The sequence below is a fragment of the Helicobacter sp. 10-6591 genome, assembly GCF_003288805.1.
In the GTDB taxonomy this organism is placed as follows: Bacteria; Campylobacterota; Campylobacteria; order Campylobacterales; family Helicobacteraceae; genus Helicobacter_F.
Genome location: NZ_NHYK01000027.1, coordinates 1 through 16,576, shown reverse-complemented (window position 1 = coordinate 16,576; position 16,576 = coordinate 1). Strand labels below are relative to the sequence as shown.

Genomic DNA, 16,576 nt, shown 5'->3' with positions numbered 1-16,576 from the left:
ATTAGCATAAGTAGGGACAAAGACAAGAGTGCCGCCTTCTAGATTGTAACTGTTTGCTTTGAGTTTAGAATTTGTGTTGCTTGAGCCATCATAGAGGATATGCAGGCTTCCTGTATCTTTTTGTGTATAAGAACCATCTATTGTGAGGGTTGAGGCATCTTTTAGTGAATCTCTATTAGATAGAAATCCCGCATATACTATACCGCTCTCATTGTTGATATTGCCTGTTAGTGTTCCATTACCTGCGAGGATGCCTGCGGATTTGAGGGTGAGTGTGCCAGATTCTGTATTCTTATCACTTGTAAGGATAAGATTTGCATTATTACTAGCAGTAGGATTTGCTTGGTTTATCCCATTTGTTGCGCCAGAAATATTGCCAAATCCTATGGGCAAATCACTTGAAACAATCATAACCCCATGATTATTGATAGTTGCTGATTGCGCACTGCCACTAACAGCATAGATGATGCCTTTATCTTGCGCGTAGAGATTGCCTACTTTCACATTGTTATGCAAGATAACAGAACCATTGTTTCTGGCAATGGCATTTTTGACCACAAGGTTTGAGGCAGTGGAATCTGATTGGGGTTGTTGAGCATTTTGTGATTGCTCAAGTTGCTTTGCTTGTGCAACCTCAAGCTTTTGGATATGCGGCTGCAAGTCTGCTTTGGCTTGTTCTTGAGTATTCTTTTGAGCATTCTTGCCAGTGAGCTTTAAGATACCATTGCCTTCTGCATAGGCATTAGATTCTGTCAGCTTGCCTGTTATTTCTAGCACACCATCTTGGACTCTTGTAGCGCCTTTGTAGGTATTTACTCCGCTTAGAATCAATGTGCCAGAGCCTTTCTTGATAAGACCCACTTTGGTGATGTATTGCATGGTTTCTTTTGGTGAATTGAGTGCGTCATCAAGATGGTATTTATTATCCCAAGTTCTCTGGGATATGTCATTGCTAAATGTAAATGTACTTGTTGGATTGTTTGTTGTTGTATCAAGCGTATAGAAGGCTTGCTTTGTGGATGAGATAAGGTTTTTATTTTTCTGCTCTTGCTGGCTTAGTTTAGGACTTTGGGCATCTTGAATATTTAAGGCTTGTGCTGAGAGGTCATCTTGCTGGGGTATCTCTTGGAAATTTTGTATATCTTTAAGATTCAATCTATTTGAATCTAATCTGGCAAGACCATTAAGAGCTTTGCTAGCATCCAAAATGCCTTGGCCAAAGACTTCTTCTTTTGTCAGAGTGATGATAGCGTTGTGGTTGTATTTGGGATCAAGTGATTTGTCTGAGGTCGGATTCTCATCTTTTGTCTGGATAAGATTATCAGTAATACACTCTGGCACAGGCGAGCTATTTAATTTACACTCATTAAGAGGAGTGGCTTTGGCCACACTCTGTGTCCTGCTTATATTTGTATTTTGCTGGGGGTTATTTACGCCATAGCCAATTTCTTGTAAATCTTTTTTGACTTGCTCAATATTTATAACCTTCTTGCCATTCTCATCTTTTGTTGGGACATCATTGGTTGAGTTATTTTGATAATCAGAGATATAGACAATGCTATATTTGATATTTTGATCGTTAAAAACATGTGTTTTGACCATCAGTTTCGGCGCTTCGAGGTTATTATTAGCAGTTGTGAGTAATACATCTGCAATCTGTGCGCCATTTAAGAAAGGATATTTTTCTTGCACAAGTGCTGCCACACCGCTTGCCATAGGAGTAGCCATTGAAGTGCCACTCATTTGGATAAATTTATCACCTTTTTCTTTGTTTTGTTGATAACCGCTATTCCACTCTTTATTGTAATACGCATCAGCAGATTCTATATATTGACCAGGGGCTAAAACCGCATAAAGTGAAGCACCCTTAAAAAGATTAGAATAAGTGGCTACACCATCACAGCTAAGGGCTCTTTGATTATCTGTCGGACAGCGCCCACTGAGGATCTTAATCGAATCATTGCCATGTATTTGTTCTTTTTGTCCTAAATACTGCCATTTTTCATTTTTGAATTTCACACCATGATAAGCATCTAGCGAACCTACTACAAGCCAATTTCGTAGCTCCTCATCATAAGTTGGAAGCACAGCGGTAGCAAATGGCGTTATCATCCCATCATTCCCTGCACCAAAGATATTTAGCACACCATTTTCTTTTGATAGATTATATAAACCCATTATTTCGTATTCTTTGGCTTTTGGATAAGTCTGATTCTGGTAGAAATCTCGTCTTAAAAACTCAAAAACATATTGCGCACTAAGAGATTCCATAGAGGTTGGAGTATGACTTGATGGATTACCAACAATATGCGAAGACATAAGATTACTATCTTGTGTGGTTATAGACTGGAATCCCTTTTCGCGTACAGTCTCGCGATTTTTATCCCAACGATCTGCTATCCAGCGATTAATAACGGGATATGCCTGTAATCCCCAGCTATTGTTGATAATTTTTATCTCTGGTTTATCCTTAAACTCATCATAAAAATTTCCATTATAAGTTTTGGCATCATTTAAATAACTTACTCCGTGATACTTAGCATCATAAGCAATCCCATAAGGATTTTTTCTATCCATATAAGCATCATCGGAAATAAGCTTATTCCCCAGTAAAATCCCAGCTACATGGCTTCCGTGTCGCATATTTTGCTTTTGAGTAGACTGGAGGGCAAGCTCATCACAACGAGAATCTGCAAAACAACTATTGGAAATAGGATAAGCATTCTTGTCAGACAAACTTGGGTGATAGGGATTAAAATCAGTATCTATTATTCCTACTGTTACACGACTCCCTGTAGGATGATTACTGTTCTGTCTTACTTTATCTATACCAATAAGTTTCATGGAAGGGTCTTGGGAGTAATCACTTACCACACCCTGTCCATGCAATAAACAAGACAATACTAAAGATACAGAAATCACACGGATCATCACTTAACCTCTACTTCGACAACAAAAACCTCTCAGAATTTTCGGAAATATATTAAAAATAGCGTAAAAAATACTTTTAAAGACAAAGAAAATTATTAATCCAACAACACATTACTACTTTTTGTTACTTAAAAATTTGAATTTCTCCACAACAATCACCAATAAAGCTAGAAATTTATCAAGTAATATTACTCGTTCTGAAACATATTCTCTAAGGAACAATATGCAACCACAAATAAGCAAAAAAATCCTAAGTCTTGTAGGCAAAACCAATGCCCAATATAGCCTCATCAAAGAAGGCGATAAAGTATTACTAGGGCTTAGTGGTGGTAAAGATTCTATTCTTTTAGCAACACTTTTGGCATATATGAAACGCCATGCTCCTTTTGGTTTTGAAATCAAGGCAATCACGATAGATTATGGACGCGGGGGAGAATATGAATACATAGCCAAATATTGCGAGCAAATTGGCATGCCCTACGAACTCTATCGCACTGATATTTATAAAATCCTCGAAGAGCACAAACGAGAAGGCACGGTGTACTGTAGCTTTTGCTCTCGTATGAGACGCGGTGCACTTTATAGTAAGGCACTCGAAGGAAGTTTCAATAAATTAGCCCTAGCCCACCATTTGGACGATGCAGCAGAAAGCTTTTTTATGAATCTCACTTATAATGGCGTACTGCGATCAATGCCGCCAATCTACACTGCAGAGAATGGATTAGAAGTTATACGCCCTCTTATTTTTGTGCGCGAACGACAAATTATTGACTTCATTACGTATAACAAAATCTATATTGCCCCTGATTGCAATTGTCCCATTAATTGGCTTGCCGATGATAAACGCCCAAAAGCACGTCAAAGCACAAAACAATTTCTTTCCAATATAGAGTCTAACAATCCAGAATTCTTTAAATCATTAAAAAATGCTTTCAGTCATTTGCATGCAAACAGCTTTTGTGATAAACGATATTTAGACAACAAGACCAATTGAGATTCTGCTGTCTTATGTAAATGCCATTTTTAAGGAAGAAAATATAATTTTTAAGTCTTGACTCGTAAATTTGTCATTGTTACAATACCTCGGCCTACCGGAGCAAGTTAGAGTGTTTTATATACTTTAAAGATTTTGCGTTGGAGGCTTACTTCAATTACCAGAGAGGCAACACGATGAAAATCTACAATAGCATAAGCGAAGCCATAGGCAATACCCCCATAGTACACCTAAGCAGGATTAATGAATCTGTTTATGGAAAATGTGAGTATCTCAATCCAAGCCATTCCGTCAAGGATCGTCCAGCATATGCGATGATAAAACGTGGATTAGACGAAGGGAAAATAACCAAAGACACGGTGGTCATTGAATGCACTAGTGGCAATATGGGGATAGCGCTCGCTATGATTTGTGCAGATTTTGGACTGAAACTTACCATCACAATGCCAGAATCTATGAGTATTGAGCGTAGAAAAATGATGAGTTTTTTTGGCGCAAATTTAGTCTTAACTCCAGCAAGCGAAGGCATGAAGGGTGCATTAAACAAATCGCTTGAACTTTTAAAATCAACTCCAAATTCCTTTATGCCAAGCCAATTTGAAAATCCTGCAAATCCGCAATCCCATAGACTTGGTACCGCAAAGGAAATCTTAGAATCTTTCGATGGTAAGCTTGATTTTTTTATAGCAGGTTTTGGTACAGGTGGGACCATAAGTGGAGTTGGTGAAGTATTAAAAAAAGAAATTCCGCATATCAAAATCATAGGTGTGGAACCAGCAGCTTCCCCTCTAATCACCAAAGGCCAAGCAGGCCCACATAAGATTCAAGGAATTGGCGCGAACTTTGTGCCAAAGATTTTAGATACCAGCGTAATTGATGAGATTATGTGTGTAGAAAACGATGCAGCCATTGCCATGGCAAAGAAGCTGGGTAGTATTGGTGTCATGGTAGGAATTTCAAGCGGAGGTAATGTCTCAATCGCTGAACAAATCGCAAAACAAAATCCAGGAAAAAGAGTTCTCACTATGCTTAATGACACCGCAGAACGATATCTTTCTACTGATTTATTTGTATAAGTATATTTTTATCAGTTTTTCAAATCAATCTATCTCTTATAAAAACAGGAGATAGATTCTCTTTTACTCTTCAACAAGTCCCTAAGGAATCCAAACACTTTCTTATCTGTCTTGAAAATACCTTGAATTTCGTAATCTCCACCGAAATCCAAAAATCTTAATAATTCATATCTTCCTAATTCAAGTGTTGGTTTTTATGATATTTGCTTTACTCAGCCTTATAAGCACAGAATAATATTTCCTTTTTATCAAAAATTTAAGAGTAAAGCATCGTCTAATATTCCGAGGTAATGGCTTGTATTTCAAGAGCTCATATTCAAGACGTCTATGAAGTTTATGAGTAGATACAATAAGCACCATGTGTCTTGCAAACTCTGTATATCTCACATAAGATTTATTAATTACCCCCCCCCCATAATCATTTGTATTCCAAAGTCTTGCTAAACTCTTGATCTTAGATTGTATGATGCTAAGATCTTTTATCATATTGAGCAAAGTCGTCTGGTTTCGTGTATTCATACTTGAGACTTCATTGAATCGATAAAAATACATTGGCTTTGCCAAAAGTCCAATATATTCGCTCACAAATAAAAGCTCCATAGTCTCGAGTATATCTTCTCCCATCATAAGTGGGGTATCGTTATATAGCAGTTGCATACCATGTAAAAACAAATCTTTTTTGATCATTTTTGCGACAATATTGAACCAACCTCCTTGCTCTCTATTGGTACAAAATCCTAAAAATTCCTGCAAACCTAACACTTTTTTATCGAGTTCTTGTGGAATTGTATGCCAATCATCACAATATTGGGCGTTGAATTCTTTCTGGGCATTAAAATTAAACATTACAAAACTCAGATTCTTATTTTTTTCAAACATCTCTATACAGGCCTCACAAGCTTGCAAATCCAAATAATCATCTGCATCTACAAACATAATGTACTCACCACTTGCATGTTTTACGCCATTTATACGAGAATGATAAGTTTTGAGATTACTATGGTTATAGACTATTTTTATACGAGAATCTCTCTGTGCGTATTCTTGCGCTATTTCTATGCTTCTATCACTCCCTTTATCATCAACCAAAATAATTTCTATATTTTTATAACTTTGATTTATACAAGATTCAATAGCGTGAGAAATGTATTTTTCCTTATTGAAAACTGGCAGAATAAGTGAAACTTTCGGCTTTGTAGTCTTGTCCATCTTTTCAATCAACCCCATATTTTCTCATCTAAATTCACCTTATTGCTTCTATCCTTAAGAATTATAAAGCTTATTCCAATCCCAAAACAACCGCTTATTTGATAATTTGCTCAAAAGATTATACAAAGAAATAAAAAAAAAAAAAAATGGGACATATAAATACACTGCATACAAGCTGTTCTAAGAAATAAGACAAGACTATATTGCTAATTTTATTCTTGGAAATCTATCAAAAGACAACCTCAAAAAAGTACATCAAGAAACTTACAGTAACAACTTCTAAAATTTTCTTTGGATTAGTTTAATTTCTTGCTATCTTGGGATTTTGCTTATCAAGTATTGCCAATTCAGATTCCAAGAATTTTCCTGTATAACTGCCGCTATTTTTGTGATTCTTTGCTATTTCACTTGGCGTGCCAAAATCCACAATCTTTCCGCCTTTATCTCCACCTTCAGGCCCTATATCGATGATAAAATCTGCATTTTTTATCAAATCCAGATTATGCTCAATGACAATCATACTATTGCCAAGCTCCACCAGATGGTGCAACACCTTTACTAATCTATCGACATCTGCAAAATGCAAGCCAGTGGTTGGCTCATCTAAGATATAAAGCGTTTTGCCAGTATCTTTCCGACTAAGCTCTTTAGCAAGCTTGACACGCTGGGCTTCACCACCACTCAATGTAAGAGCATTCTGCCCAAGCCTGATATAGCCCAAACCTACAGCATGCAATGTACTAAGCTGCGCTGCAATCTTTGGGACTTTGGCAAAAAACTTCAACGCCTCATCCACACTCATAGCAAGCACATCAGCGATATTCTTACCACCATAAAGAATCTCTAATGTTTGTGGGTTATATCTTTTCCCCTCGCACGCATCGCATTTCACCATCACATCTGGCAAAAAGTGCATTTCAATTTTTATCTCGCCTTCACCTTGGCATTTTTCACATCGCCCACCTTTGACATTGAAGCTAAAGCGCCCGGGACCATATCCTCGCATCTTAGATTCTTTGACCTCACTAAAAAGCATGCGTATATGATCCATAACGCCTGTGTAAGTTGCAGGATTGCTTCTAGGTGTCCTTCCAATAGGGCTTTGATCAAGATAGATGACCTTATCAAGCTGCTCCAAACCTCTAATTTCTATTCCATCACATTTATGGATTTTTTTAGCATTATTAAGAATCTCTTGGGCTGTTGGCAAAAGTGTCTGCAAAATAAGCGAGCTTTTCCCACTTCCACTCACTCCTGTGATACATACAAAATTTGCAAGCGGGATTTTTAGATCAAGATTCTTAATATTATTAATATTTATGGATTTAAGTTCGAGCCATTTTTTCTGTGGGCGATTACAGCGATAGTCAATAAGATTGTGATTATTCAGATAGCTTGCAGTCAGGGTTTTGGCATTAAGCAAATCTTTTTTACTACCGCTAAATACTACCTCTCCACCATTTTCTCCAGCACCAGGACCAATATCCACAATAAAATCTGCATGCAAAATCGTCTCTCGATCATGCTCTACTACAATCACACTATTGCCCTTTTCTTGCAAACTCCTAAGCGTCTTAATAAGCCGCAATGTATCGCGCTCATGCAAGCCGATACTAGGCTCATCAAGCACATACATAACACCTGTAAGCCCGCTTCCTATTTGGCTTGCGATACGGATTCTTTGTGACTCACCACCGCTAATGCTCCTTGCATCTCGTCCAAGACTCAAATACCCCAAACCAACATCATCAAGAAAAAACAATCTCTCTCGTATTTCCTTAAGTATAGGTTGTGCAATGAGCTGCTGCTGGGAGCTTAAATACCCAAAATGTGTATCGTCTTTGAAAAATTCATACACCTTTTCTATTGGCAAATCAATCACTTCGCCAAGTCCAAATCCACCGACTTTTACACTCAGAGATTCTTGCTTTAATCTATGTCCGCTGCAAGTCTGGCAGACTTTTTCGGTTGTGTAATCACTCAAATCCCTTTCATCCTTAAACATATCATAAGCAATCTGGATAATCCCCTTCCAAGGCCTTTCTAAAGTGCTTTTATTCCACTGGAATCTGATCATATTTGGCGCACCATAAAGCAAGAGATTTTGGGTCTTTGTATCTAATTCTTCAAAACTCTGATTTGTATCGATACCATAGGTCTTACAAAATCCTGCGAATAACTCCGCGTAATAATTTCTATTGAATCCAAAAATGATTTTAATACCACCTTTTTTTAAGGGTTGGGATTTATCTAAGATTTTTTTAATATCTATTGTGTATTTTACGCCAAGCCCTAGACAATCAGGGCAAGCACCTTTTGGGGAATTAAAGCTAAAACTCAAAGGTTCTAATTCCTCAAAACTTACCTTACATTTAAAGCAGGCAAAGTGCTCACTATAATGAATATGCTTAGAATTTTCACCCAAACTTTGCTCAATCTCTACTTCACCAAATGAGATTTTCAATGCCTTTTCAATTGCTGTGGCTACGCGGGTATGGTTTTCTGCATTAAGCTTTACTCTATCGATTACAACTTTGATTGTATGTTTTTTGTGTTTTGCAAGTTCTATTTCCTCGTCCAAACGCGTCATTACACCATCAATCTGGGCACGCACAAAGCCATTTTGCCTCAAAGATTCTATCTTGTCAGCAAAACTCCCTTTTTTGTCTTTGATAATTGGTGCGAGAATTACAAGTGTGGAATCTTCTTGTAGATGAAGAACTTGCTCAATAATATCTGTTTGACTCATATGCGAAATTTTCTCACCGCAAATATAACAATACTGGATACCGATACGCGCATACAATAAACGCAAGTAATCATAAATCTCTGTAATAGTACCAACGGTTGAGCGAGGATTTTTGCTCGTAGTCTTTTGATCTATAGCAATTGCCGGGGTCAGTCCTTGTATCCTATCGACATTTGGCTTGCCTACTTTGTCTAAAAACTGGCGCACATAGCTTGAAAGCGATTCGATATAGCGACGCTGTCCTTCGGCATAAAGAGTATCAAATGCAAGGGTGCTTTTCCCGCTACCACTTAAACCTGTAAAAACTACAAGCTGGTTTTTAGGAATATTTAAATGGATATTTTTAAGATTGTTTTCTTTTGCGCCTTCTATTTGTATAAATTGCAGGTTTTTATTCATTTGGATTTCTCCTTCAGCTTTGCAGGGCGCGATTATAGCAATTTTTGAAAGAATCTTTATACGAATAATAACGGGGGGTAAAATGGGAAAAATATCCTGACCAGAAGGCCAGAAATAGAATGATTTTTATGTAGATATAGATTAAAGAAGTCTCTTAGAATCTCTTCTTGTTCACATCTTCTAAGATCTCTTCTGCGATACCATTTACCCTCTGAGTGATTGTATTTGTAGCATTTGCTACCTCTACATTCTCTTGGGTCAAGCCTTCAAGCTGTGCTATCGCTTCATTGATTTGTCCTAAACCTTCAGTTTGTTCTTTGATAGATTCGCTCATTTCATTAACTGATTGGACTAGTATATTGACATTTGCCTCTATCTCACCCAAGGACTTACTTGTTCTCTCAGCAAGCTTTCTGACTTCATCGGCAACAACCGCAAAACCTCTACCGTGTTCCCCTGCTCTTGCTGCTTCGATAGCTGCATTAAGGGCTAGCAGATTCGTTTGATCTGCTATATCTTTGATCACGCCTACAATATTTTTGATGTCTTCAGCTTGTTTGGTGCAATCTATTGTCTTATCACTCACATTTTGCATCGAACTACTTATCTCCTCTACCGCCGCTGCTGACTGCTCTAGACTACTTGCTTGAGCTTGGGAACCTTGAGTAAGTTTTTCCATGGAGACTTTTAGTTCATTAGACTGCTTACTCAAATCTTTAGCAAAACTAGAGGAAGAAGAGAGCATCTTTTTGATCTCCTCGCCTAATGTGTTTGTTACCACCTCTACACTACCTGTTGCATCTTTAACTTCAGTGGTAAAGTCTAGTCGTGTATAGCTATCAAAAACCCTGGAAATTTCATTCAAATCTTTACCAACCTTAGCTTCCAAAACATCAAGCATCTTATTAAGCACATTTTTGAGCTCTATAAGCTGAGGATTAGCAGGGTTTTTGATAATCCTTGCTTTCAAATTACCAGATTCTATTTCTTTGGCAGTATCAGCCGATTGAGCTATCGCCTCCTCATCCTGATGGAGAGAATCTTGAGTACGCTTAATATTTTCATTGATAATCTTACTCATCGCACCAAGTTCATCATTGGAATTTATAGCCAAAAGATCAGGCGCGACTTTAGTTTCATGATTGAGGTAGTTAAAGAATGAAACAAGCAGCCCTCTAATTCTCTCAATAGGACTAATCAATTTCTTAATAAACACATAAAGCACTATCGAACCAATCACAATGAGGATAATGGCCACAACAATAGACTCCAAGAAATGTTTATTGAGCGCTGTCGTGTAATCTTGTTGCGTGGCAGTAGCGAAAATAGTCCAGCCAAAAGGAAGTCGCTTGTAATAACCGAAACGATCATGGCCCTGTGTGCCAACGTATTGCAAACTCCCACTAGGAGACTTCTTGATTACATCACCTAAAGCTTTTTCTGTAGGACTGAGTGTGGTTCCTCTATTGATGCTTGCAGGATTTTTGTGTGAAAAAATCTTACCATTTGAATCCAACATAAATATGGTCAAGCTAGGCAACTCTGGACGTTCAAAGCTTGCAAAAATATCCTGGAACTCTTCGACTAAAATATTCGCACCTACAACACCCACAAACCTACCATTTTTCATCAAAGGATAAGCTACGCTTGCAACCTTAACACCCTGATTCGATCTGGCAATGCTTTCAAACACATCAGTTACGATGAAACCATTCTCTTGCTTGGCTGACTTATACCATACTCTTTGACGAAAATCTGTACTCAAATCATCAGGCTTATTAGAGAAAGATTGACTACTACTTGATGCTTGTTGAGAGATAAGCTTCCCGTCATCTTCATAACTAACATAAACTAAATGATAACCGCCATATTTAGCTAAATTGGCAAGAACACGTCTTTGTGCGGCTATATCATTCCTATCTATACGGGAAAGAACATTTGTCAATTCTTCTAAGTGTCGTCTAGCTTCAACATTCAGAGCAATATTGACAGCCGCATAAGAAGCATCAAGAGCTCCTTCTTGGATACTGTGAAATAAATCAATTGTATTTTTAGAAGTATTGTTGTAGTTGTAGATTGTAACCGACAAGATTATTACAACTAAAATACTAATAACGCTTGCAAGCGCTTTGTTCACAAGAGAAAACTTCATTCAAACTCCTTGGTTTATTTAAAATCACAAAGCCTAGCTATATTTCTAGATGAGCTTTGATTTCCGACAAGACTACCTTTTTAGCACTTAATATCCACTTAAAATCGCTAGCCAAACCACATTGATAAAAAGAAAATATAAGCCGTATCGATAAGTCTATTCATGTCTCAAAGCATCTATCGGATTGAGCTTTGATGCCCTTCTAGCTGGCAAATACCCAAACAAAATCCCAATGAATGCGGAAAATACAAATGCGACAATTGCCGTAGGTATATCAAATACAAAAGGCAAATCCATCTGCACACTCAAGCCCCATGATGCGAAAAAAGCCCAAATAATCCCGATAATTCCACCAAGCGAACTCAAAGTTATAGATTCTATAAGAAACTGGCCTAGAACCTCATTTTGTAGCGCACCTATTGCCATACGCGTGCCAATCTCTCTTGTACGTTCAGTCACGGAAACAAGCATAATATTCATAATCCCGATACCACCAACAATAAGACTTACCCCTGCAACTAACCCAAGCAATGTAGTGAGCATCTTGGTTGTCGAAGTGAGGGTTTGGGCGACTTGCTTGGTATCAAGCACTTCAAAGGAATCTTTCTCGCCAGATCGCACATTACGCACCTTACGCATAACCTTAATAAGCACGCTTGTCGCCTCGGTAGAATCCACACCATCTCTCACCTTAATCATGAGTCTATCGATAGAATACAGAGAATTACTTTTACTGATTGAGCGCATAAATGCCCTCATAGGCAATAAAATCACATCATCTTGGTCATTTCCCATACCACCCTGCCCCTTAGGTTCTAAGACAGCCACAACTTCGCATACGATATTGCTCAAACGAATCTTTTTTCCTAAAGGATTTTCTGCTCCAAAAAGATTTTTGCGCGCAGTTTGCCCTAACGCACATACATTACTTCCGACTCTATACTCAAAGTCCTCAAAGATTCTCCCCTCGCTGCTCTCCCATTGCGTTACCATGAAATAACTTGCATCAATACCTTGAATCTGTGTTGTAGTGTTTTTGGCTTTATACTGCACAAGCATTGAGGACATAGAAATAGGTGCTAATGCCTCAATATATTCCAACATTAGCATACGCGCTTCCCTTGCTTCATCAAGACTAAAGCTCCGCCTTAAATTTGCTCCACTAGGATTCATCACACGAGCCGGAAATACAAGCAATAGATTACTTCCAAGAGAAGAAATCTTATCGCTAATAGATTTTGTAGTGCCATTACCCAAGCTTATCATCATAATCACAGCACCCACACCAATAATCACCCCGAGCATAGTTAAAAATGCTCGCAAAAAGTTACGACGAATCTGACGAAATGCCAACAAAAAAGCATTCAAAATCATCTTTACTGCCTTGAAGAATCACTCAATAATTTGCCATCTAAAAAATGCAGTTCTCTACTCGCATACTGCGCCATATCCGGCTCATGCGTTACCATCAATATCGTAATACCCAAGTCACTATTCAGACTCTGCAAAATCTCCATAATCTCTACGCTCCGTTTTGTGTCAAGATTGCCCGTTGGCTCATCTGCAAGTAAAAATAATGGCTTAGAAGCAATCGCACGGGCTATAGCTACGCGTTGCTGCTGCCCTCCACTAAGCTTTGCGCTCGTATGGTGTGCCCAATTTTTTAGCCCCACAAGCTCTAAAGATTCTAAGGCAATCTGCTCTCTTTGCTTCTTTTTTATCCCCTTATACATAAGCGGCAATTCCACATTTTCTAGTGCAGTAGTGCGCGCAAGCAGATTAAACCCCTGAAAAATAAAGCCAATATAATTGCGCCTTAAAAGCGCTCTTTGGTTTTGGCTCAGTCCAAAGACATCTACACCGCAAAAGCTATACTCCCCTCTACTACCCACATCTAATGTCCCTAAAATATTTGCCAGACTACTCTTACCGCTTCCGCTAGGTCCCATAAGCGCCACAAACTCTCCCTTATTTATACGAAGACTCACACCCTTAAGCGCCTCAAAGGCATTCTCTCCTTTTCCATAAACTTTGTGGATATTTTTCAAAGCAATGAAATCCTTCATACACTTCCCCTACTGGACGTTTTTGATACCCGTGATAACCCGCGTTTTCTCATCTATTCCACTCAGAATCTGCGTGTATTGTCCATCAGATATTCCTATCTCTACATTCACAGATTCTGGAACCCCATCTTTAAGAATCCACAGCAAGCCATTTTTACCTTGGAGTTTATTTTGCGGCGTATTAAACTGCGCTCTTGGGCGTCTAGGAGGTGCAAACATCGAGCTAAAAAACGAGCCTTGCTGCAGCTTTGTGTCAGCTCTCTGCATAGCCTTATTGAGATCGAAATACAGCGCAGAACTTGGCACAAGCAGAGCATCATTTGCATGTGCAATGGTTATATCTGCAGTCGCACTCATATCAGGACGCAAGAGCAAAGACTGATTATCCACCTCAATATGAGCTATATAGCTTACAATCGTGCTAGCACCAGCACTAGAACTACTTGAAGTGCTACTTCCATCCCCAGAGCCAAAATTCACCTTATTCACCTGCGCATAAAAAATCTTATCCGGATAAGAATCCACAGAGAAACTCACCTCTTGGCCTTCTTTTACCTTACCTATATCTGCCTCAGATACATAAGCTTTTAAGATCATCTCTTGGAGATTCTCAGCAACCTTAAAAAGTACAGGTGCTTGGAAACTTGCAGCCACACTCTGCCCTACCTCCACGCTTTTACTTAATACCACACCATCAATTGGCGAAACGATTTTAGAATTCTTAAGATTAATTTTAGAGCTAGCGATATTTGTCTCTATCTCAACAATAGTAGCTTTTTTAATATCCACATCAGAATATGCCGAAGTATAAGCAGTCTTTGCACTTTGTAGTTCAAGTATAGATGGTGACTTGCCTCCCGTTTTTTTGTAGAGATTTTTTAGTCTCTCATAGTTCCACTTCTTATCTTCTAATGTCTGCTTACTCGCTCTTAACTGCGCTTTAGCAGAGTTGAGTTGGGCATTGTAGCGCGCTAATTCTTGATTGATACTCTCTGGATTGATACGCGCCAAAACCTGTCCTTTTTTTACTCTATCATTTTCCTCTACCAATACCTCCAAGACGATTCCAGAGATCACGCTGCCTATCTCCACTTCATTAGTTGGTGAGAGCGATCCAGAAGCAGAAATGCTAGATTTTATCTCCCCGCGTTTTGGACTTATACTCTCATACCCAACACTGGGCGTATGGAAATTCCACAAATACACTCCACAGCCCCCAAGCAATACGATACAAATTCCAAGCCAAAAAACCCACCTTTTCCAAAATACCTTTTTCTTAGGATAAAGCGTCTCATAAATATCCATCAAACCACTCCTTAGCTACTCATTCAATTCTTAAAATGCACAGCATACAATTCACCGCCAAATGCTCTAAAAAGGGTAACCATAGCAATCGCTTCATTAATACGAGACGTGTATAGCTGGCTTTGAAGAGAAAAGTAAGAATTCTCACTGTTTAGAAATTCATTCCTATCGATCATCCCATCGCTTAACCTTATCTTATCACTCTTATAAGCCTGCATTCCGACTTCCATCACCGCCTTGAGATTTTCTACCTGACGCTTTTTAGAATCCCTATCAAAAAGCGCATTCTCCATCTCTGCAAGCGCTGTATTAATCGTATGCTGCAATGTGTAATACGCTTCTTTGCTAAGCTCTTGAGCGATAAGATAACTTTGTTCCAGATTTGTGCGATTAAGCAAGGGTGCAGCAATAGAATTCGCCACTTGAAAAACAAAAGAATTCACACCCGCATTGTTATAAAGCAATTGCCCAATCGATCCATTCAGCGAGATAGCTGGCAGCCTAGAGAGCTTCGCATTTGTCTCTTTATAGAGTTGGGCATGCAAAGCCAAGATGCTCGCCCTCACATCAGGTCGTTTCAAAATCACCTCACTGGGCATACTATATATATCAAATTCCCTAATGCTAGGCGGCGTATAGTCCGCTAAAAAATCCACTTTAGAATCCAGCTCGCTTGAATTCATATCAAGCAATACAAGCAATGCATTTTTATTCTGCTCATAAGTAAGACGCAAGCTCTCTAGCATATTTTTTTGCATGACAAGATTGGCCTTTGCATTCTTATAAGTGTTAATATCATTAAGCCCCGCAAGGTATTGTTGGTGGATAAGAGAATCTATTTCCTCTAAATTCTTAAGTATGTTCTGAGCAAGCTTTATATTGTAGGCATTATCTCTCAAAGCAAAATACACATTTCCCACATCACTCATAAGTGTAATTTGCGTATTCGCAAGATTGCTCTGTGCTTGTTCATACGCCTTTTTGCTTGACTGACGCAAGGCATTCAGCTTACCAAAAAGATCGAGCTCCCAGCTCATACTAAGATTCGCACTGATAGAGTTTGTGCCCGGACGCACACTAAGATTCTGTAATTGGGTAAGTCTATCGGTATAGTTTGTATTCACTCCAGCATTAACCATGGGATAGAGATTTGCGCCATTAATTTTCGCACTGGATTTTGCTTGCTCTATACGGGAAACCATAATAAGCACATTGGTATTACGATTTAAAGCAATCTGCAAAAGTTCCAAAAGCACTTTATCACCAAAAAACAAGTCAAACTGCTCTAATGCTGTTTCCTTTTTAAGAAGATTTGATTCTTGTGCCTTTATATCTTGTGTGTAGTTCTGAAAACTTGTAGGAATACGACTCTGCTTTTCTAACTCGACAAAGGTTGGAATCTTTGTCGAACAGCCAACAAAAAATACAATAAATCCAAAAAGTACAGACGAAAATCTCAAAATCCACCCTAACCATAATGACTATTTAATGATAGTTTTTGTAAATCAAAAAGCAATATCCTCGACACATCTACAAAAATAAAGTAAATAGCATATAACTTTAAGCTTAGATTAACCCCCCCCCATATAATGGCCGCTCTCAATGGAAATCTTTAGACTTATTGAAAATCTTTGACTTATTCAAGGAGGAACAATGAACATACGACTATCTCTCATAACAGCAACTTTTCTTGTT

10 protein-coding genes are annotated in these 16,576 nt (G+C 38.4%); 2 read left to right on the top strand and 8 right to left on the bottom strand.

Translation table 11 applies throughout. The annotated features are described in order from the left end of the window. Positions 1 to 2,931 (bottom strand): S8 family serine peptidase (locus CCY97_RS07625; protein WP_146744531.1); only part of this gene is annotated, 2,931 nt, incomplete at its 3' end. A 223-nt stretch (positions 2,932 to 3,154) separates the two neighbouring features. Here CCY97_RS07625 and CCY97_RS07620 point away from each other — a divergent pair. Together CCY97_RS07620 and cysK are read left to right on the top strand one after the other, a co-directional pair. Next, entirely contained in the window at positions 3,155 to 3,925 is a 771-nt protein-coding gene (locus CCY97_RS07620) for an ATP-binding protein (protein ID WP_112064873.1), read from the top strand. A gap of 176 nt (positions 3,926 to 4,101) precedes the next feature. Then, positions 4,102 to 5,001: a cysteine synthase A gene (cysK, locus tag CCY97_RS07615; protein WP_112064872.1), complete on the top strand. Its 900-nt coding sequence runs from the start codon at positions 4,102 to 4,104 to the stop codon at positions 4,999 to 5,001. 180 nt (positions 5,002 to 5,181) lie between these two features. On the opposite strand, the gene CCY97_RS07610 is transcribed toward cysK, so the two are convergent. The 7 genes from CCY97_RS07610 to CCY97_RS07580 all read right to left on the bottom strand — a co-directional run bounded on the left by CCY97_RS07610 (position 5,182) and on the right by CCY97_RS07580 (position 16,341). Continuing rightward, positions 5,182 to 6,228, bottom strand: a complete 1,047-nt coding sequence (locus tag CCY97_RS07610; RefSeq protein WP_112064871.1) for a glycosyltransferase family 2 protein — start codon at positions 6,226 to 6,228, stop codon at positions 5,182 to 5,184. Positions 6,229 to 6,511: 283 nt separating this feature from the next. After that, the gene (uvrA, locus tag CCY97_RS07605; protein ID WP_181562864.1) at positions 6,512 to 9,346 is read right to left on the bottom strand and encodes an excinuclease ABC subunit UvrA; all 2,835 of its coding nucleotides are present in this window, start codon (positions 9,344 to 9,346) and stop codon (positions 6,512 to 6,514) included. Positions 9,347 to 9,512: 166 nt separating this feature from the next. Further along, the gene (locus CCY97_RS07600; protein ID WP_112064869.1) at positions 9,513 to 11,510 is read right to left on the bottom strand and encodes a methyl-accepting chemotaxis protein; all 1,998 of its coding nucleotides are present in this window, start codon (positions 11,508 to 11,510) and stop codon (positions 9,513 to 9,515) included. Between the two features lie 156 nt (positions 11,511 to 11,666). Then, entirely contained in the window at positions 11,667 to 12,884 is a 1,218-nt protein-coding gene (locus CCY97_RS07595) for an ABC transporter permease (protein ID WP_112064868.1), read from the bottom strand. Between the two features lie 2 nt (positions 12,885 to 12,886). Beyond that, the gene (locus CCY97_RS07590; protein WP_112064867.1) at positions 12,887 to 13,576 is read right to left on the bottom strand and encodes an ABC transporter ATP-binding protein; all 690 of its coding nucleotides are present in this window, start codon (positions 13,574 to 13,576) and stop codon (positions 12,887 to 12,889) included. A 9-nt stretch (positions 13,577 to 13,585) separates the two neighbouring features. Next, on the bottom strand, positions 13,586 to 14,881 hold the full coding sequence (locus CCY97_RS07585; RefSeq protein ID WP_112064866.1) for an efflux RND transporter periplasmic adaptor subunit: 1,296 nt from the start codon (positions 14,879 to 14,881) through the stop codon (positions 13,586 to 13,588). A gap of 23 nt (positions 14,882 to 14,904) precedes the next feature. Further along, positions 14,905 to 16,341 carry a TolC family protein gene (locus tag CCY97_RS07580; RefSeq protein ID WP_258457102.1) on the bottom strand — a complete coding sequence of 479 codons (1,437 nt, stop codon included), beginning with the start codon at positions 16,339 to 16,341 and terminating at the stop codon, positions 14,905 to 14,907. Between the last annotated feature and the right edge of the window lie 235 nt (positions 16,342 to 16,576).

Coding starts and splice junctions, on each gene's coding strand:
- CCY97_RS07620 (WP_112064873.1), top strand. CDS start 3,155: ATGCAACCACAAATAAGCAAAAAAATCCTAAGTCTTGTAGGCAAAACC.
- cysK (WP_112064872.1), top strand. CDS start 4,102: ATGAAAATCTACAATAGCATAAGCGAAGCCATAGGCAATACCCCCATA.
- CCY97_RS07610 (WP_112064871.1), bottom strand. CDS start 6,228: ATGGGGTTGATTGAAAAGATGGACAAGACTACAAAGCCGAAAGTTTCA.
- CCY97_RS07600 (WP_112064869.1), bottom strand. CDS start 11,510: ATGAAGTTTTCTCTTGTGAACAAAGCGCTTGCAAGCGTTATTAGTATT.
- CCY97_RS07595 (WP_112064868.1), bottom strand. CDS start 12,884: ATGATTTTGAATGCTTTTTTGTTGGCATTTCGTCAGATTCGTCGTAAC.
- CCY97_RS07590 (WP_112064867.1), bottom strand. CDS start 13,576: ATGAAGGATTTCATTGCTTTGAAAAATATCCACAAAGTTTATGGAAAA.
- CCY97_RS07585 (WP_112064866.1), bottom strand. CDS start 14,881: ATGGATATTTATGAGACGCTTTATCCTAAGAAAAAGGTATTTTGGAAA.